The organism is Mycolicibacterium smegmatis (genome assembly GCF_001457595.1).
Lineage (GTDB): Bacteria > Actinomycetota > Actinomycetes > Mycobacteriales > Mycobacteriaceae > Mycobacterium > Mycobacterium smegmatis.
On the sequence record NZ_LN831039.1, the window covers coordinates 2,927,745 to 2,943,891 of the forward strand.

Annotated in this window: 19 protein-coding genes and 1 pseudogene; 12 read left to right on the forward strand and 8 right to left on the reverse strand. The window is 67.3% G+C overall.

The window, feature by feature from the left end; translation table 11 throughout:
* Positions 1 to 18: 18 nt before the first annotated feature.
* The gene (locus AT701_RS36000; protein ID WP_328586940.1) at positions 19 to 321 is read right to left on the reverse strand and encodes a hypothetical protein; all 303 of its coding nucleotides are present in this window, start codon (positions 319 to 321) and stop codon (positions 19 to 21) included.
* On the opposite strand from AT701_RS36000, the pseudogene AT701_RS14060 reads away from it, so the two are divergent.
* Positions 224 to 1,018, forward strand: a pseudogene (locus tag AT701_RS14060) (TDT family transporter); the annotation flags it as partial. The gene AT701_RS36000 and the pseudogene AT701_RS14060 sit on opposite strands and share 98 nt — an antisense overlap.
* Positions 1,019 to 1,023: 5 nt before the next feature.
* Positions 1,024 to 1,206 carry a hypothetical protein gene (locus tag AT701_RS36005; RefSeq protein ID WP_328586941.1) on the forward strand — a complete coding sequence of 61 codons (183 nt, stop codon included), beginning with the start codon at positions 1,024 to 1,026 and terminating at the stop codon, positions 1,204 to 1,206.
* A 5-nt stretch (positions 1,207 to 1,211) separates the two neighbouring features.
* Here the strand turns inward: AT701_RS36005 and AT701_RS14065 are convergent, their stop codons facing one another.
* The gene (locus tag AT701_RS14065) at positions 1,212 to 2,144 is read right to left on the reverse strand and encodes a LysR family transcriptional regulator (protein ID WP_011728589.1); all 933 of its coding nucleotides are present in this window, start codon (positions 2,142 to 2,144) and stop codon (positions 1,212 to 1,214) included.
* A gap of 276 nt (positions 2,145 to 2,420) precedes the next feature.
* Here AT701_RS14065 and AT701_RS14070 point away from each other — a divergent pair, with 276 nt between their 5' ends.
* Positions 2,421 to 3,473 carry a 3-deoxy-7-phosphoheptulonate synthase gene (locus tag AT701_RS14070; protein WP_011728590.1) on the forward strand — a complete coding sequence of 351 codons (1,053 nt, stop codon included), beginning with the start codon at positions 2,421 to 2,423 and terminating at the stop codon, positions 3,471 to 3,473.
* Here the strand turns inward: AT701_RS14070 and AT701_RS14075 are convergent.
* The 4 genes from AT701_RS14075 to AT701_RS35055 all read right to left on the reverse strand — a co-directional run bounded on the left by AT701_RS14075 (position 3,470) and on the right by AT701_RS35055 (position 6,360).
* Positions 3,470 to 4,282: a hypothetical protein gene (locus tag AT701_RS14075; protein ID WP_011728591.1), complete on the reverse strand. Its 813-nt coding sequence runs from the start codon at positions 4,280 to 4,282 to the stop codon at positions 3,470 to 3,472. The genes AT701_RS14070 and AT701_RS14075 overlap by 4 nt on opposite strands.
* A 234-nt stretch (positions 4,283 to 4,516) precedes the next feature.
* Positions 4,517 to 4,999 (reverse strand): NADPH-dependent FMN reductase, encoded by a 483-nt coding sequence (locus tag AT701_RS14080; RefSeq protein WP_011728592.1) that lies wholly within the window; start codon positions 4,997 to 4,999, stop codon positions 4,517 to 4,519.
* Positions 5,000 to 5,690: 691 nt separating this feature from the next.
* Positions 5,691 to 5,996, reverse strand: a complete 306-nt coding sequence (locus AT701_RS14095; RefSeq protein ID WP_029104192.1) for a hypothetical protein — start codon at positions 5,994 to 5,996, stop codon at positions 5,691 to 5,693.
* Between the two features lie 34 nt (positions 5,997 to 6,030).
* Complete coding sequence (locus AT701_RS35055) at positions 6,031 to 6,360, reverse strand: hypothetical protein (protein WP_029104193.1); 330 nt, start codon at positions 6,358 to 6,360, stop codon at positions 6,031 to 6,033.
* Positions 6,361 to 6,619: 259 nt separating this feature from the next.
* Here AT701_RS35055 and AT701_RS14105 point away from each other — a divergent pair, with 259 nt between their 5' ends.
* The 6 genes from AT701_RS14105 to AT701_RS35740 all read left to right on the forward strand — a co-directional run bounded on the left by AT701_RS14105 (position 6,620) and on the right by AT701_RS35740 (position 11,043).
* Positions 6,620 to 7,729 (forward strand): PAS domain-containing sensor histidine kinase, encoded by a 1,110-nt coding sequence (locus AT701_RS14105; RefSeq protein ID WP_223495541.1) that lies wholly within the window; start codon positions 6,620 to 6,622, stop codon positions 7,727 to 7,729.
* A gap of 10 nt (positions 7,730 to 7,739) precedes the next feature.
* A complete protein-coding gene (locus AT701_RS14110) occupies positions 7,740 to 8,390 on the forward strand; it encodes a response regulator transcription factor (protein ID WP_003894196.1) in 651 nt (216 codons plus the stop codon).
* Between the two features lie 182 nt (positions 8,391 to 8,572).
* Entirely contained in the window at positions 8,573 to 9,448 is an 876-nt protein-coding gene (locus AT701_RS14115) for an SDR family NAD(P)-dependent oxidoreductase (RefSeq protein ID WP_003894197.1), read from the forward strand.
* A gap of 26 nt (positions 9,449 to 9,474) precedes the next feature.
* Positions 9,475 to 9,921 (forward strand): SRPBCC family protein, encoded by a 447-nt coding sequence (locus AT701_RS14120; RefSeq protein ID WP_058126039.1) that lies wholly within the window; start codon positions 9,475 to 9,477, stop codon positions 9,919 to 9,921.
* Between the two features lie 26 nt (positions 9,922 to 9,947).
* On the forward strand, positions 9,948 to 10,571 hold the full coding sequence (locus AT701_RS35735) for an MFS transporter (protein WP_223495543.1): 624 nt from the start codon (positions 9,948 to 9,950) through the stop codon (positions 10,569 to 10,571).
* Positions 10,525 to 11,043, forward strand: a complete 519-nt coding sequence (locus AT701_RS35740; RefSeq protein ID WP_223495545.1) for an MFS transporter — start codon at positions 10,525 to 10,527, stop codon at positions 11,041 to 11,043. The genes AT701_RS35735 and AT701_RS35740 overlap by 47 nt, the downstream gene beginning before the upstream one ends.
* A 73-nt stretch (positions 11,044 to 11,116) precedes the next feature.
* Here AT701_RS35740 and AT701_RS14130 read toward each other — a convergent pair whose 3' ends face one another.
* Both AT701_RS14130 and AT701_RS14135 read right to left on the reverse strand, forming a co-directional pair.
* Complete coding sequence (locus tag AT701_RS14130) at positions 11,117 to 11,983, reverse strand: LLM class F420-dependent oxidoreductase (protein ID WP_058126040.1); 867 nt, start codon at positions 11,981 to 11,983, stop codon at positions 11,117 to 11,119.
* Between the two features lie 22 nt (positions 11,984 to 12,005).
* Entirely contained in the window at positions 12,006 to 12,878 is an 873-nt protein-coding gene (locus tag AT701_RS14135; protein ID WP_058126041.1) for a sterol desaturase family protein, read from the reverse strand.
* 153 nt (positions 12,879 to 13,031) lie between these two features.
* Between AT701_RS14135 and AT701_RS14140 the strand changes: the two genes are divergently transcribed.
* The 3 genes from AT701_RS14140 to AT701_RS14150 all read left to right on the forward strand — a co-directional run bounded on the left by AT701_RS14140 (position 13,032) and on the right by AT701_RS14150 (position 15,954).
* Positions 13,032 to 14,189 carry a sensor histidine kinase gene (locus AT701_RS14140; protein ID WP_058126042.1) on the forward strand — a complete coding sequence of 386 codons (1,158 nt, stop codon included), beginning with the start codon at positions 13,032 to 13,034 and terminating at the stop codon, positions 14,187 to 14,189.
* Complete coding sequence (locus tag AT701_RS14145) at positions 14,186 to 14,854, forward strand: response regulator (protein WP_058126043.1); 669 nt, start codon at positions 14,186 to 14,188, stop codon at positions 14,852 to 14,854. Before AT701_RS14140 ends, AT701_RS14145 begins: the two co-directional genes overlap by 4 nt.
* A gap of 464 nt (positions 14,855 to 15,318) precedes the next feature.
* Positions 15,319 to 15,954, forward strand: coding sequence for a hypothetical protein (locus AT701_RS14150; protein ID WP_058126044.1), 636 nt, complete (start codon positions 15,319 to 15,321; stop codon positions 15,952 to 15,954).
* The last annotated feature ends 193 nt before the right edge of the window (positions 15,955 to 16,147 follow it).

The following is a 16,147-nucleotide window of genomic DNA, read 5'->3' on the forward strand; positions in this document are numbered from 1 at the left end:
CCCACAATCACGTGGTGCCTACCGCGAGGCACCGGGCTTCGGCAGCATCGGTGAGGTGAGCATCGACATCAGCCTCGACCCCGACACCGCTTTCGACACCGCACCACGCCCGTTCCACCTCGCGTGGTGTGCCCAACCACCGCGCCGCGCTTCGATGTTCGCCCACATCACGCCCAACTGGTTCGCCTCGGTGATGGGCACCGGCATCGTCGCGACGGCCGCGGTGACCCTGCCCGTGCAGGCATCCGGTCTGCGCGCCTTCGCCACCGCGGTCTGGATCCTGGCCGCGGCCCTGCTGGTGGCGCTCACTGCCGCGTTCACGACGCACTGGATGCGGCACCGCCACCATGCCGTGGGCTATGCGAATCACCCTGTCATGGCCCAGTTCTACGGCGCCCCGGCGATGGCGCTGCTGACCGTCGGCGCTGGATCACTACTCCTCGGCCCCGCGGTGATCGGCGAGTCTGCCGCCGTTCGGCTCGGCGTGGCGCTGTGGGTGGCCGGCACCGGTCTCGGACTCGCTGTGGCCGTGGTGATCCCGTACCGGATGATCACCCGGTGCGGTCGAGAAGTGGCGGCGGTGCCTGCCTGGATGATGCCGGTGGTGCCGCCGATGGTCTCCGCGTCCACCGGGGCATTGCTGCTCGGTCATCTCGGCCCCGGGCAGGCGGGGGAGACGCTGCTCATGGCGTGTTACGCGATGTTCGGGCTCAGCCTGCTGGTGGGGTTCGTGACCGTGACGATGGTCTACTCGCGGTTGATGCACGGCGGTCTGCCCGAGATGCAGGCCATCCCGACCGTCTGGATCGTGCTGGGTGTCATCGGTCAGTCGATCACCGCGACGAATCTTCTTGCCGCCCACGCCTCATCAGTGGTCACCGATACCTCCGTGGTGAGCGCACTCCACGCGTTCGGGATCGTGTACGGGGTGGTGATGGGCGGGTTCGGGGCCTTTGTGTTCTGCGTGGCGGCCGCGTTGACGGTGCACGCCGCGCGGCGCGGGTTGTCGTTCACGCTGACGTGGTGGAGTTTCACGTTCCCCGTCGGCACGTGCGTGACCGGTGCGTCGGCGCTGGGGCCGCGACCGGGGCGGTGGTGTTCTCGGGCCTTGCCGTGCTGCTCTACGTCGCGTTGCTGGTGGCGTGGGTCACCGTCGCCATGCACACGGTGCGCGGTGTGGCATCCGGGCGGTTGCTGGCGGGCTGAGCCGTTCAGCGGGCCGCGGCGATGTGGCCGAGCAGGTCGCGCACCGCGCCGGCGGGCGGCGTGCGGGTGCCCGACCAGACGGCCCGCAGATCGCGACGCAGATCCAGCCCGGCCACCGGGACCGCGCGCAGCCGGCCCAGGGTCAGGTCGTCCTCGACCGCCAGCCGGCTCATCACCGCAGGTCCGGCGCCCGCCGCGACGGCCGCCCGCATCGCCGCCGCCGAGGACAGTTCGATCGCGGGCGCGGCCTGCGTCGTGTCGCCGAGTGCCCGACGCAGCGCGGTGCTCAGGGCTTCGCGGGTGCCGGAGCCGGCCTCCCGCGACACCAGGGGTGTGTCGTTGAGTTCGGCCGGTCCGATCGGCGTCGACCGGCGGTCCCACTTGTGCCCGGGCGGCACCACCACGATCAACTCGTCACGGGCAACCACCCGGGTATGCAAACCTCTTGGTGTACCCGGTGATTCGATGAAGCCCAGCTCGGCGGAGCCGTCGCGCACCGCGCCGATCACGTCTTCGCTGTTGGCCGCGGTCAGGATCACCTCGGGCGTGGGAACCCCGCGTCGCCGCGCGTCGGCATGCAACGACACCAGCCAGCGCGGCATGAGTTGCTCGGCGATGGTCAGGCTCGCCGCGACGGTCAGCCGTGTATGGCTCTCGCTGCGCAGCGCGGCCAGTCCCGCGTCGACGCGTTGGGCGACCTCGAGTAGCTGATCGGCCCACTCGGCGACCACCACGCCGGCCTGCGTCAGCTGTGAACCGCGACTGCTGCGCTGTACCAGGCGCACGCCGGTCTGCGCCTCGATCGAGGCCAGCCGGGCCGACACCGCCTGCTGCGTCAGCCCGAGTTCGCGGCCCGCCGCGCCCAGGCTGCCGGTGCGGGCGATCGCCAGCAGCACGTCGAACGCGGCCAGCTCGGGCATGCGTGAACTCAGCGGCATGCTGCGGATCGTAACGCCGGTCACAATCCCGGCTTGTGAACGTGGGTCTGCGGGGGCGATTTCAGGTCTTTGCGATCGTCGTGTAACCTGGCCGCGTGACTATCGGTGTGTGCGCCTCGTATTGGCGCTTTATCTAGGCTCCGGGCGGAGCCGATAAAGCGCAGCATCAAGCACGCATCCACCCGGAGCCCAAGGCAGCTGACCATCGGTCGCTGCCTTTCGTCGTAAAAGGGCGCCGGACGCAGCAGGTGCCCACCATCCAAGGAAGGCACCTCAATGAATCTGGCGCAGATCGCCAACCCGCCCGCGACGTCGGATCGGCGTATCCGCAGCTTCAGCGCGATCCCCAGCCCGCACGACGTGCTCACCGAATTCCCGCTGGGTGCCCGTCGCGCCGAGCGTGTGGCCGCCGACCGCGACGAGGTCGCCGACATCCTCGCAGGCCGCGACAACCGGCTGCTGGTCGTGGTGGGCCCGTGCTCGGTGCACGACCCGGCCGCCGCGCTCGAATACGCGAGCCGTCTGGTCAAGGTGGCCGAGGAGCTCAAGGACACCGTCAAGATCGTGATGCGGGTGTATTTCGAGAAGCCGCGCACCACGATCGGCTGGAAGGGCCTGATCAACGATCCGGGCATGGACGGCACGTTCGACGTCGCGCGCGGTCTGCGCATCGCACGTCAACTGCTGCTCGACATCATCGACATCGGTCTGCCGGTCGGGTGTGAGTTCCTGGAGCCCACCAGCCCGCAGTACATCGCCGACGCCGTCGCGTGGGGCGCGATCGGTGCCCGCACCACCGAGTCGCAGGTGCACCGTCAGCTGGCCTCGGGCCTGTCGATGCCGGTGGGCTTCAAGAACGGCACCGACGGCAACGTCCAGGTCGCCGTGGACGGCGCGAAATCCGCCGCGGCCGAGCACGTGTTCTTCGGCATGGACGACATGGGCCGCGGCGCCGTGGTGAGCACCGCCGGCAACGAGGACTGCCACGTGATCCTGCGCGGCGGCACCCGGGGACCCAATTACGACGCCGAGTCGGTGCGGGCCGCCGCCGCCAAGCTGGCCAAGGCGGGACTGCCCGGTCGCGTCGTGATCGATTGCAGCCACGCCAATTCCGGCAAGGACCACATCCGCCAGGCCGTCGTCGCGACCGAGGTCGCCCAGATGGTGCGTGACGGTCAGCCGATCAGCGGTGTGATGCTGGAGAGCTTCCTCGTCGGTGGTGCGCAGAGCCCGGACGCAGAGACGCTGACCTACGGCCAGTCCGTCACCGACAAGTGCATGGATTGGGACGCAACCGATCTCGTGCTGCGCGAGCTCGCCCGGCGTTAGTTTCCGCTCGGCTGGGTGTATTTCGCGGAATTGGGGTCGAACCGCGGCTGCCGAGTGTGGTCGAGGTCGATCAGCACGTCGGCCCCTGTGGTTCCCGGCCTGTGGGTGACCACCATCGCGGTGCCCGCGCGTGGTACGCGGCGCGTGGTGGTCACCATGCTCGCCGTGACCCGTTGTGCGCCATGCTCGGTGGGGAATTCGACGACCACGGTGAACACCGGCTTGCCGTCGATCCATCTGCTGAGGAACTTGACCTCGCGCAGGAACCCTGGTGTGCGGGTGCCGTATCGGCGCATCCAGCTGATCCACGCGTGACGCCTTTGTGTGTATCGGATTCCGCGCCAGGCGCTGAGCGTGACGATCGCGGCGATGACACCGCACGCCGCGGCGGCCAGGGCGACCCAGCCGCCGGTGGGCCCGCCGATCCATATCGCGGCGCCCAGGATTCCCAGTCCCGTGCCGGCCAAGGCCGGGACGGTGGCGATGCGTTTGGCCGTCCAGCGTTGCCCGACAACCTTCGTGGCCTCGTCGGTGACGATGCCGGACACCAACAACGGCAGGAACGTGTAGAGGATGTACAGCACGCCCAGCCACCAGATGAACTGGGATGTGTGCTGCCGTAACGAGTTGAAGAACAGCACGCCGCCCACACCTGCGGGGACGTACAGCAGACCGGAGACGACGGCGAAAAACGTGAGCAGTGACGGTCCGAACGGCAGCGTGGTGATGCGGTCGCCTTTTTCGTGTGTCGAGAAGTGTGGCAGGTGCTCGTCCCACCCGGGGAGCTCGTCCACGGTCTCGTGGGCCATCAGCGCTCCCTTCGTTCCGTGTTGCTGCGGGGAGCCTCCAGTATTGCCACGAGTTGTCCGGGTGGGCCGCGTGAGACAGGCCTGAAGGCGGGATTCTCACCAAAGGCTCACAGCTTCACCAGAACTCACCACAAGTCTTGTTCGTGGCGGTGCGGATCTCATGGTCTCTGCCGGCGGGGATCACTTCCGAAAGGCGATACCGTATGCGATATCGCCCTTTCGCCCTTCGTGTCGTCAGGCCCCCTGGGGAACGAACTTGCGCGCGATCTGCAGCCAGCTCTCCAGTTCGGCAGCGGTCTCGTAGTCCGAGTCCAGCAGGTACAGGCTCGGGGCGGGCACGCTCGCGCCGATCTCGACCAGAACCGGCCGCAGCGTCAACTCGGGGGCCAGCGCGTGCGCCCACGAGCCGCCCAGCATCAAGGGGAACGTCGTGACCTGGCCCAACTCGCCCTGGCCGAACTGGTCCAGGAACAGCTTGAGCAGGCCGGTGTAGGTGGCCTTGTACGTCGGCGAGGCGACCACGAGGACGTCGGCGGCTTTCACGACGTTCTTGGCCTCGGCGACCTTCGGGTCTCCCCAGCCCAGCAGTCCGGCACCGAGGTCGACGACATCGATGACGTGCTCGGGCGCCGAGCCGGTCAGTTTCTCGACGACCAGCTCGGCGGCCGCGCGGGTGCGTGAGTTCGGCTTGGGGTTTCCTACGACGACGACGGCCATGTATGAGTCTCCGGTATCGGTCACGACGACAAGCGGGCCCGGTGCGGTGCCCGTGACAGGGTAAACCGCGACGATGCGGTGCGCTTGCCGCTCGGCGGTGACAAGCGGTGGCCCGGCATGGCGATCCCCGGCACCGTGGCCGCGCCCCGAATATTTGCCGTGCCGTCAACATCAGTCGGCGTCCGTGACGGCCAGTAGGGTTCCTGGCGTGGTGGGCGAGTTCTTTCTGCGGTCTTTTGTGTCGGTGCTCTGGCTCTGGCCGGTGTTGCTGGTGGTGGCCGCGTCCGTTTGGCGTACCGAGGTCTTGATCGGCCGGGTGCTTTCCGGTCAGGCCGAGCTCAAGTCCTCTGTCGAACAGGCGCGCCACGAGGCGGCACGGGCGTATGACCTGGCCTCCGAGAAATCCTTCGTCGCCTGGGACGTGAAGCGCGTCGGGGATGACCGGATCCGCGTCGTCAACGTCGGCCGCGACGAGGCGCGGTCGGTGACGGTCACCGCGTCGAACTCCGACGGCGTGGCCGAACAGACGGTGAGCTCGGTGCCGGCGTCGCGCGGGGAGGACGACCGAACCCCGGGAGTGGCGGTGGAGCTGGCCGGCTCCGGTAGTGGAGAGGTGCGCGTCGAGATCACCTGGCGCTCGCCTCTGGGCCGGTGGACCACGGAGCGGCAGATTCTCCACGGAGCGTCCGGCTCAGCGCTTGGGTTTGAGCACCCACGCCGGGATCCAGTGCGTGACGTTCTTCGTCGTGGCGCCGTACCGGATGGGGTAGGTGACCAGGCCCCACCACTGGCCCTGCTCGCACAACGCCCAGCAGGTCAGCTTGCCCTCGACGATCCGGTTCATCTGCAAGCCGCAGGGGTTGTAGCGGCCGTGGCAGTGCGGTTCGCGAGGGAACAGGGCGACGAGATCGACGAGAACGGCCGTCGGTGGCCGCACCACGCGGAAGATCTCCTGGACAGGCTGCCCGCCGTAGCCGATCGCCTGCATGTCGCCCATGCATCGATCATATGTTCGAATGGGTCGGCGCGGGTCACTGCCCGTCGATCGTCATCCTCACGTGGTGCGCCAGGGGCCGGCAGATGTCGATGCTGTGCGCCACCGCGGCCGGATCGCTCCACGGCGGATCTACCGTGGCGGGGATCTCGGTGCCGGTCAGCACGGTCATCACCACCCACTGTGCCAGGCCGCGTGCATCATCCCAGCCGAGGCCGTCGAAGGCGGCCTCGGCGTCGAGGTCCATCGCGAGTTCCCGCAGGGCGGCATGGATGCCGGGCTGGGGGAGATGCTCGGCCCAGCGCACGATCACATCGAGGGCCGCGGTCCTGGTGTCCGTCGGGTGATCGGGAACCATGTATCCCATGTCGGCAGGGTAGTGCGGTGAAACCGCCAGGGCAACAAGGCAATACGTGCCCATCGATCGCCGGGTTTTGTTTTCTGAAGCGGCATCGTGGCGATGTGTTGGGCAGTAAGCTGAGTGGTTGCGCTTGGGGCCATGAGGGCGTCGGTGGTTTCGGGCAGTGACACGGCTCAGCGCGGTCCTCGCCGCCATCGCCTGTGCAGCTGTGCCCGTTGCGCTCGCCTGATCGGCGGGTAGCCTGGCATGGATTCAGGAGCTGTCTGTGACGGAGGGGCGTGTGCAGAGTGGTCCGGTTTCCGCGTCGCTTGAGCAGCGCGTCCTGTCCGTAGCACCGCAGCCGGTTTTCGTGGTGGATCACGAGGGCCGTGTGGTCTTCGCCAACAATGCCGCTGCGCGCGGGTTCGGCTATGACCATCCGGAAGACATGATCGGCCTGCCGAGCCATCAGACCTGGCATCACCGCCGCCCAGATGGCACCCCCATCCCCACAGACGAATGCCGCTTGTTGGCTGCGACGCGCGCCGGCGTGGCGGCACACGGCACCCATGAGTGGTTCGTGCGGGCCGACGGTTCGATGTTCCCGACAACGTGGTGGTGTGCACCGTTCGAGGTCGATGGCGACATCGGTGCGGTGTTCGCGTTCACTGATCTGACGGAGCGGCACGCTGCGGAGGAGGCCCGGCGAGCCCGTGACGCCGCCGAGATTCGTGCCGCCGAATCGCTGGCGGCGCAGCGGCGCATTCTCGAGGCCGCGACATCGGCGCGCAGGCAGATCGCCCGCGACCTACATGACGGTGCTCAGCAACGAATGCTCAATGTTCTGCTGGCGCTTCAGCTCACACGCGAACACGTGCCCTCCGAACTCGAAGCGCTCGACAGCATGCTGATGGACGCCATGGCCGAGGCTCGCCATGCGATCACCGAATTGCGGGACCTGGCGGCCGGTATACATCCCACGATCCTCAATACTCGCGGGCTTGTCCCGGCCCTGCGCTCGCTGAGCGCGCGGACGGCCGTGCCGACGAGCGTGACAGCGCACGACTACGGGGGTGCCGCCGCCGAGATCGAGTCGTGCGCCTATTTTGTGGTGGCCGAGGCCCTGACGAATGTCGTCAAGCACGCCTGCGCCACCGTCGTCGAAGTGGACGTCGACGGCGACGCAGACACTCTGCAGATCACGGTGCGAGACGACGGTTGCGGCGGAGCGACGCCCGGACGTGGTCTCGGCCTCGTCGGCATGGCTGACCGCGTCACCGCCATGGGCGGTGAACTGAGCATCACGTCACCGCCCCGTCGTGGCACGACGATATGTGTGCGGTTACCGCGACGCAGTGCGCCCGTACGCCCGTCTTCGTCTCTGCCGGCGTCGTGAGGAGCTGAGCGTGGCCACAGTCGTTGTCGCCGATGACCATTCCCTGATCCGGGAAGGTGTGGTGCGCGTCCTCGAGCGCGGCGGACATCGTGTCCTCGCGGTCGCCGCCGACGCGGTTGAATTACTTGTGCAGGTCGACATCCATCGGCCCGATGTCGTCGTCACCGACATCGAGATGCCGCCTAGCTGCAGCGAGGACGGTTTGGCCGCGGCTGTCGACATTCGTGGACGCCACCCGGAAACGGCTGTGATTGTCTTGTCGCAGTACCTGGAAGATGACTACGCGCTGACGCTTGTCGGGGATCGCCCGCAAGGTGTCGGGTATCTGCTGAAAGAGAAGATCGCCGATCCGGACATCCTCAATGATGCTGTGCGACGAGTGTCGGTCGGGGAGTCGGTGCTCGATCCCGATGTCGTGACGTGCCTGGTGCGACGCGGACGACCGCACGACCCGCTGAACACTCTGACACCGCGAGAACGTGAAGTGCTCGGGCTGATGGCCGAAGGGCATTCGAACACCGGCATCGCGGCGCGATTGGCGGTCACGGTTCCCGCGGTGGAGCGCCATGTCACGAACATCTTCGTCAAACTCGGCTTGTCCCAGGCCAACACCGACCAGCATCGACGGGTGCTGGCGGTCCTCACATTCCTGAGAGGCTGACCGCCGCGCCGCAGCGCACGGCATAGAACAGGTTGCATCGGGAAAACCCCACAGCCCACCGGGGGCTGACCGGCACGTGCCTTGTTGTGCCAGCAGGGAAGACATCAGCCACGGCGGCAACGAATCATTGTCGGTGTCGGCATGAGCCGGCGCCCAATGCAGGGAGTGGGAAGGAGACCCAAATGGCTGTTTGGCTGATCACCGGTGCATCACGTGGACTCGGCAGTGCGATCGCACGGGCGGCACTGGCTGAGGGACACACCGTCGTTGCGGGCGCACGAAACGTCCCCGCTGCCGCAGCCGAGCTGCCGCACAGTGATGCGCTCACCGTGATCGATCTGGATGTCACCAACTCCGCGCAAGTGAGCGCGGTCGCCGACGCCACGGCCAAACGCCATGGAGGCATCGATGTCCTGGTGAACAACGCCGGCTACAGCGTCCTGGGCGCCGTCGAAGAACTCACCGACACTGAGACACGAGACATGTTCGAGGTCAATGTCTTCGGGCTGCACCGGATGACTCGCGCGGTCCTGCCACACATGCGGGCCCGTGGCCGCGGCCGCATCCTCAACATCGGGTCTGTCGGAGGCTTCGCCGCCGTCGCGTCATCCGGGCTCTACGGTGCGACGAAATTCGCCGTCGAGGCGATCACCGAAGCGCTCGCCCTCGAGCTGAGGGGCAGTGGTGTATCGGCGACCGTCATCGAACCAGGAGCTTTCCGCACGGATTTCCTTTCACCGCGTAGCGTCCGATTCGCGGCCACCGAGATCGACGCCTACGCCGATACCGCGGGCGCAGCACGCACCGCGTTCGCCGCCCTCGATGGTCACCAGCCCGGCGATCCTGACAAGGCGGCAGCCGCGATCCTGGCTGTCGCCGCCGCCGATCCGGCTCCCCTGCGCGTTCAGCTCGGACGCGACTGCGTGGCCAGAGTCGAACGCAAGCTGCTCGATGTCTGCCAAGAGCTGGGACGCTGGCGGGCCATCGCCGAATCGACCGATTTCTCAACCAGCCCCGCCGAATCGACCAGTGGCACCCGCACCGTCGGTGCCGCTTGACCGCGACGAGTTCTCAGGAGACCCTCATGCCCAACGTTTATTACAGCAGGATCATCGCCGCACCGGCAGCCGGCGTGTGGAAGATCGTCGGCGACTTCGGATCCCTCCCTGTCTGGTTTCCCTTCGTCACAGCGAGCGAACTGGATCCGCCGGGCGGCCGGCGAGAGGTCGGCGCCTTGCGCACCAACCACATCGACGACGGAACGGTGGTCGTGGAACGGCTCGTCGAGCTGTCGGATCGTGATCGACGTGTCACATACGACGTCGTCGGCGGTCATGCGCCGGTGCAGAATTACACCGCGACCATCACCGTTCACGAGATCTCCGACCAGGAAGCGTGTTTCGTTACCTGGACCGCTTCATTCGACGTCATCGGTGACGCGGATTCCATCGTGGATTGGGTGCGCAACGGGATCTTCCGTGACTGTCTGGCAGAACTCGAGCGCGTCCTGGGCGTCACCGCACCAGCATGACAGCGGGGGATCTCCAGCACCGCGGCATGTCGACTCGTCAGACGGTCCTGTTTGCGCTCGCCGGCGCAGTGGCAGTCGGCAACCTGTACTACACCCAGCCGCTACTGCACGTCATCGGCGTCAGCTTGCACACCGACGTAGGGCATGCCGGTTTCCTCGTCACGGCGACGCAGATTGGCTACTCGCTGGGCGTGCTGCTGCTTGTGCCGCTCGGCGACAGTCGCGACCGCCGCCGCCTGATCCCGACCTTGATGTTGCTGTCGGCGGCTGCGCTGACCTGGTGCGCGGTGGCGCCGACCCTGTCGGCGCTTGCCGTGGCAAGTCTCGCGCTGGGGCTGACCACGGTGTCAGGTCAGCTGTTGACCCCGCTGGCGGGTGATCTCGCCGATGACCGTAGCCGTGGACGCGTGGTCGGGATCGTAGTTTCGGGTCTCGTCACCGGCATCTTGGTCTCCCGAATTGCCGGCGGTGTCATCGCGGGTGCCTGGGGTTGGCGCGCTGTCTTCGCGATCGCTGCGGCGATCACTGCGGTCCTGGCCCTCGTGCTCGCCGCTGCCGTTCCACGGGTGCCGCCCACCACGCGCGTCGCGTATCCGAAGCACGATGTTCTGGACCGCGCTGACCTTCCTGCTCAGCGGTGCGCCGTATGACTTCACCGCATGGCAGATCGGCCTGGTCGGCGTTGCGGGTCTGGTCGGCGCACTCGCCGCACAGGGCGCCGGGCGCCTGCACGATCGCGGCCGAAACGTGGCAGCCACGGGAGCGTGCTGGTGCCTCGGGCTCGCTGCATGGGCGGTCGCGGCGGTGTCCCACAATCTTCTGATCGGGATCATCGTCGCGGCCATCGTCCTCGACGTCTCCGTTCAGGGCCTCAACATCCTGAACCAATCACGCGTGTTCGTGGTGGCACAGGAGGCGCGCAGCCGGGTCAATACCGCCTACGTCACCGCCAATTTCGTTGGGGGAACAGGCGGGTCGCTGGCCGCTGCAGTGCTGTGGAGCGTCGGCGGGTGGTCGGCGATCACGGTGGCGGGCGCAGCCATGTCGGTCCTCGGCTGTGCAGTCTGGGCGGCGGCCCGGCGCGGAGCGCTGAGGGCGAGTCGAGACGTGCACACGTCGTGAACGCAGCATTCTGTTGTGGCCGTTTCCCCGCCTCGTCGGTGGCGCAGCGCTTCCCGCGTTGTGGCGTCTTTCGTCAAATGCAAGTGATCCAGCGGTCGGCGAGGGCGTCCACCCAGTCGGCGGCCACGTCGGGATCCTGCGGTGGGGATTCCACGATCACCAACTCGTCGACACCGAGATCGACCAGTGCCGGGATGCCGCCGACCGCCGGTGCCTGAAGAGCTACCGCGCAGTGCAGGTCATCGACGTCGCGACCGGCGCGCGCGCAAAGGCGCCGTAGCATGTCCATCCGTTCGCCGACCGCGGCGACGCCGTCCAGGTTGAATCCGTACCAACCGTCACCCCAGGAAGCGACGCGCGCCAAGGCGCGATCACCGTTGCCACCGACAATGATCGGGATGGAACCCGCCGACGGCTTCGGGTGTAGGCGCACCGCGTCGAAGGCGGCGAACTCACCGGTGAAGTCGGCGACATCCTGCCGCCACAGGGTGCGCATGGCCTCGACGTACTCTGCCGTCCGGGCGCCACGTCGGGCGAACGGGACGCCGAGGGCCTCGAATTCCTCACGCGACCAACCGATACCGACACCGAGGAGCAGTCGTCCGCCGCTGAGTTGGTCCACCGACGCGGCCTGCTTCGCCATGATCACCGGGTTGTGTTCCGGCAGCAACAGCACTCCGGTCGCGATGTGAATCGTCGACGTCGCCGCTGCGGCGAAACTCAACGCGATCATCGGGTCCAGCCAGTCGGCATCGGCAGCTACCGCGATGCGGCCGTCGGCCGAGTACGGATAGCGTGACCGGGGACGGTCCACCATCACGACGTGCTCACCGCACCACAGCGTGGTGAAACCTGCGCGCTCGGCGGCCACCGCGACAGCGTCGATGATCTCACGCCGGGCGCCGGCGCCAATGCCCAACGCGTGCAGGGAGATTTGCATCCGCGTATCCTCTCTCGTCTTTCTAGGTTGTCAAGGAAGGCGCCGGAACGGCTTTCTCGCTCCATCCGGGCGGACCGACGACGTAACCGAACCGGGCCCGCCACGTCTTGGCGTGCGCGACATCGCGCAGCATGGCCACCGTCTCCAGGTAGTTGAACTTGACCGGGTTCTGTGACCCGACGTCGTGAATCAAGCCGTAGCGGACCGGTTCGACTTCCGCGGCATAGGTGCCGAACAGTCGATCCCACACGATGAACACTCCGCCGTAATTCTTGTCGATGTATGACTTGTTCGAGCCGTGGTGCACGCGGTGATGAGACGGCGTGTTGAACATGAATTCCCAAGCCGGCCAGAGCTTCTCGATACGTTCGGTATGGCACGGGATCGGGAAGAGCAGCCCGGCGGTGTTGAGGACGAAGATCATCCACACGGGAAATCCGAGAAGGGCCACGGGTACCCACGCAAGGCTTCGCAACGTGTAGGACACCGGGTGAAACCACGGCAGTCGAAGGTTGGTCGACAGGTTGAAGAACCTGCTGGCGTGGTGCACGCTGTGCGCCGTCCACAGCAGCCGCACACGGTGGTCGGCGCGATGCGCCCAGTAGTAGCAGAAGTCCGTGGCGATCAGGCAGGCCACCCAGACCCACCAGTGACGAGGAGACAGCCGCAACGGGGTCAGCGACGACGCGATCACGATCGTCGAGAACGGCAGCAGGTACTGCCCGGCGAACTTGAATGCCGCGTTGAGCGCGTAGGTCGCCCAGTTGCCCGCATAGTCGCGCGCCGAGAACTTCTGCGCATATTGCGGATCCCGTCGTTCGTCGAGCCACTCGACGAACGACAGCACCACAAAGGCCGGAGCGGTCCACAGCAGCATTGTCATCGTGATGTCCATGGCAATCGACGGTAGAAATCTCGAGCCGACGAAACATCGCCCGTCGGAGCGATTTCGTGTCCCCCGCGAGAGGGATGCGTCCGCGGTGCCGGGCCGCCGATGCTGTCTCAACTTCCGGCTGTGTCGGGGCTGCGGCGAGTATTCTCGCCTGGCATGGCCACCGGCGAGCTCAGCGGCGCGCGGCGGTCGTTGGCCCGTCAGTCGGTGGTGATCGCACTTCTGGCGGCCGCGGTGGACGTCGGCATCTTCGTCTCGTCCGGAATCTTCCGGGTTGCGTTCGCGTCGGCTTGCGCCATGACCGTCCTCTTGGTGTTGGCCGATCTGGCGTTGGCGCTGCCTGCCCACGCGACGGCCGTTGTGGCAATCGTCCAAGTGGTCATCAGATTGGCGGTGTGCTGGCTGCTCAGTCGGCACGGCCTCGCCGCAGGCATAGGCGACGTCGGCATACTCGTCGCCGGCTACCGCGTGGGCGCCTGGTTACCCACCCGCGTCGCACTGCTCGTGGTGCCGGTGCTGGCGGCGGGTGTGTCCGGTGCGGCGGTGATCAACGGCGCTGGACGGACCTGGCGGGAGGTTGTGCTCATCGCCGTGTCGAATGCGGTGGTGCCGTGGCTGGTGGGTCGGTACACGGCAGCAGGCCGAGCATACGTCGACCAACTCGAACGGCATCAACAGCAGCAGCAGGCAGCGCTGGAACGCGCCTTGGCCGACGAACGGGAGGCCATCGCCCGCGATCTTCACGACGTCATCTCGCATCACGTGAGCGCCGTCGGCATCCATGCCGGGGCGGCTCGGTTGGCGCTCGGCACAGATCCAGATGCGGTCGCCCGGTCACTGGCCGCCGTCGAGTCGGCCAGCCGCTCAGCCATGATGGACCTCCGTCGCCAACTCGACCTGCTGCACGGTGCCGACAGCGCGGGGGAGCGTCAGCCCGGCCTCGCCAACGTGTCCCACCTGGTCGATACCGTCCGCCAGGCCGGGTTGTCGGTGGAGCTCGAGCTTCCCGATGCCATGCCGGCGTTGTCGCAGTCCCTCGACGTCACGGTTTACCGCATCGTGCAGGAACTGCTGACGAATGCGCTGCGTCACGGTGACGGGACGGCGCGGCTGCAGGTGCGGCGCACAATCAACGAGGTGATCATCGACGCTTCGAATCCCATTGCCGACGGGAGATTCTCGGGGGAGTCACCGGGGCGCGGCCGGGCCGGTGTGCGGCGCCGCGCGGAACTCTTCGGGGGAACAATGCGAGATGGCAGCGACGACGGAGTGCGGTGGCGCACCGTGGTGTCGATCCCTGTTCCGCCGTCATGACCTCGCCGATCCGCACGCTCGTCGCCGACGACCATGCCATGTTCCGCGCGGGTCTGCGCGCGGTTCTGGACACCAGCCCGGACACCGTCTGCATCGCCGAAGTCGGCGACGGCCGAGCCACGGTCGAGGCGTGCCTGCAGCTGAGGCCCGACGTCGCGGTTCTGGACGTCCGGATGCCCAAGCTGGACGGTGTCGCGGCCATCCGGCCGATAGTCGAGGCCGTCGACACTCGGGTTCTGATGCTCACCACCTACGACAGCGAGACCGTGTTGGCCAGTGCCCTGCAAGCCGGGGCGTCCGGTTTCCTGCTCAAGTCGTCACCACCCGAGGAACTCATCGGCGCGATCCGGATCGTCGCCCGTGGCGACGCGGTCATCGATCCGGCGATGACGCGCCGACTGGTCAGGAGGGTCGCGGGCAATCTGGCGCCGGCGCCACTGCCAGACGAGGTGTCCACCCTGACCGCGCGCGAATTCGAGGTGCTGTTGTTGATGGCCGACGCCATGAGCAACGCCGAGATCGCCGCCGCGTTATTCGTGGGAGAAGAGACTGTCAAAACGCACGTATCGCGCATCCTGGCCAAGCTCGGGGTGCGGGACCGGGTGCATGCAGTCGTCTACGCACATCGACATCGGCTGAACGAAAGAACAAGAGACAACGGCTGACCGGATCGCGCAGCTCAGGCCCAACGCGAAACGTGTGGGGTCCGGTGTCGTCCTACGCGGACGGCAAGCTGTCCCCGTAGCGCTGATCCAGCGCGCCGTTGGATCGCGGGGACTGGTGCAGTGGGCCGAGCCATCCACTGGCGGTGAGGCCTTCATCCCGCTGTCGCCGGGAACCGTCGATGTTCCACCGCCATCTGGTTGGAGACGGCGCGACGGTTGGGCGCGTTGCGGATTGAACACGGCAGTATCCGCTCGGGTGGTGCCGACGGCCTGGAGCAGGCGGTGTCCGACACGGTGGGCACGCCGTACGTACGGGGCGGACTGCTCTGGGGCGATGTCGTAGTTGGTCAACGCGGCGTTGAGGATGCCGCAGGACTCCCGCATGGCGATGGTTACGCGTCGGAGTCAGAACGCGCCAGCGCATCGCGGATGCCGAGGACCGGCTGGCCACCGCCGAGGGCGAGGTGCGGGAGAAGGAGGCGCGGCTGCGGGAGGTGCAGGCCGACGCCGACGCCAAGGAGTCGGACCGCATCGCGGCCGAGAACGACCTCGCCGAGACGCAACGCGACCATGACAAGGCACGCGCGGAATTGGTTGAGACGCAGCACAAGCCGATTGGCAGCGGCAGCGGCACCGGCAAGAAGGGCGGCCACGACGGTCAGAGCTTCGCCAAGGACATGCTGTCGGGCGCGCTGGAGGCCCTGAGGTTTGACGGATCGGTGTTCTCCGACCTCAGCCAGTGGGGCATCTGGAAGTTGTTCACCGGGGGCTCGAACTACGCTGGCGGGCTGCTGAAGAACGCCTACGGTGGGCCGTCGAGGCTCAACCCGTACGGCCTCGCGGCGCTGCACTACGGCGGGTCACCAGCCGGCACCCAACACGGCCGCGGCCCGGGGTCGCCTGGTCGGGGCAATCAGGGCGACGGCGGCCTGGGTGGGTTCCAGCTGGGCGACCGCGGCGGTATGTCGAGTGTCGGCGACACCCTGACGGGTGCGCTGCCCCAGGTGTCGGACTTCTTGCCGTCACCGGCCACCAATGCGCCCAACGTGGACGCGTCCATCAACATCCACGGACCCGTTGGGTGTCGCCCAACGACCTGATGTCCCGTATCCATGCCGAACGCAACGACCGAGCTCGCACTGCGGGGTCGGGCCTCAAGGGTGTTGGGGGATTCTGATGGCCAAGAAGCCGAACATCCCCTGCGCTAGTGGCTGTGGCAAGCTGCTTTGGCCCGGCCGCACCACGCTGCCGGTTGGCGTGGCCGCCTGCCGTTCCTGTTGGCGCCCAGCGAGC

What these genes read in the sequence shown, in the direction of transcription:
- AT701_RS14075 (WP_011728591.1), bottom strand. Translation starts at nt 4,282, where the DNA reads ATGGCCCACGAGACCGTGGACGAGCTCCCCGGGTGGGACGAGCACCTG.
- AT701_RS14080 (WP_011728592.1), bottom strand. Translation starts at nt 4,999, where the DNA reads ATGGCCGTCGTCGTCGTAGGAAACCCCAAGCCGAACTCACGCACCCGC.
- AT701_RS14120 (WP_058126039.1), top strand. Translation starts at nt 9,475, where the DNA reads ATGCCCAACGTTTATTACAGCAGGATCATCGCCGCACCGGCAGCCGGC.
- AT701_RS14070 (WP_011728590.1), top strand. Translation starts at nt 2,421, where the DNA reads ATGAATCTGGCGCAGATCGCCAACCCGCCCGCGACGTCGGATCGGCGT.
- AT701_RS35735 (WP_223495543.1), top strand. Translation starts at nt 9,948, where the DNA reads ATGTCGACTCGTCAGACGGTCCTGTTTGCGCTCGCCGGCGCAGTGGCA.
- AT701_RS14065 (WP_011728589.1), bottom strand. Translation starts at nt 2,144, where the DNA reads ATGCCGCTGAGTTCACGCATGCCCGAGCTGGCCGCGTTCGACGTGCTG.
- AT701_RS14115 (WP_003894197.1), top strand. Translation starts at nt 8,573, where the DNA reads ATGGCTGTTTGGCTGATCACCGGTGCATCACGTGGACTCGGCAGTGCG.
- AT701_RS14140 (WP_058126042.1), top strand. Translation starts at nt 13,032, where the DNA reads ATGGCCACCGGCGAGCTCAGCGGCGCGCGGCGGTCGTTGGCCCGTCAG.
- AT701_RS35740 (WP_223495545.1), top strand. Translation starts at nt 10,525, where the DNA reads ATGTTCTGGACCGCGCTGACCTTCCTGCTCAGCGGTGCGCCGTATGAC.
- AT701_RS35055 (WP_029104193.1), bottom strand. Translation starts at nt 6,360, where the DNA reads ATGGGATACATGGTTCCCGATCACCCGACGGACACCAGGACCGCGGCC.
- AT701_RS14135 (WP_058126041.1), bottom strand. Translation starts at nt 12,878, where the DNA reads ATGGACATCACGATGACAATGCTGCTGTGGACCGCTCCGGCCTTTGTG.
- AT701_RS14095 (WP_029104192.1), bottom strand. Translation starts at nt 5,996, where the DNA reads ATGGGCGACATGCAGGCGATCGGCTACGGCGGGCAGCCTGTCCAGGAG.
- AT701_RS14130 (WP_058126040.1), bottom strand. Translation starts at nt 11,983, where the DNA reads ATGCAAATCTCCCTGCACGCGTTGGGCATTGGCGCCGGCGCCCGGCGT.
- AT701_RS14145 (WP_058126043.1), top strand. Translation starts at nt 14,186, where the DNA reads ATGACCTCGCCGATCCGCACGCTCGTCGCCGACGACCATGCCATGTTC.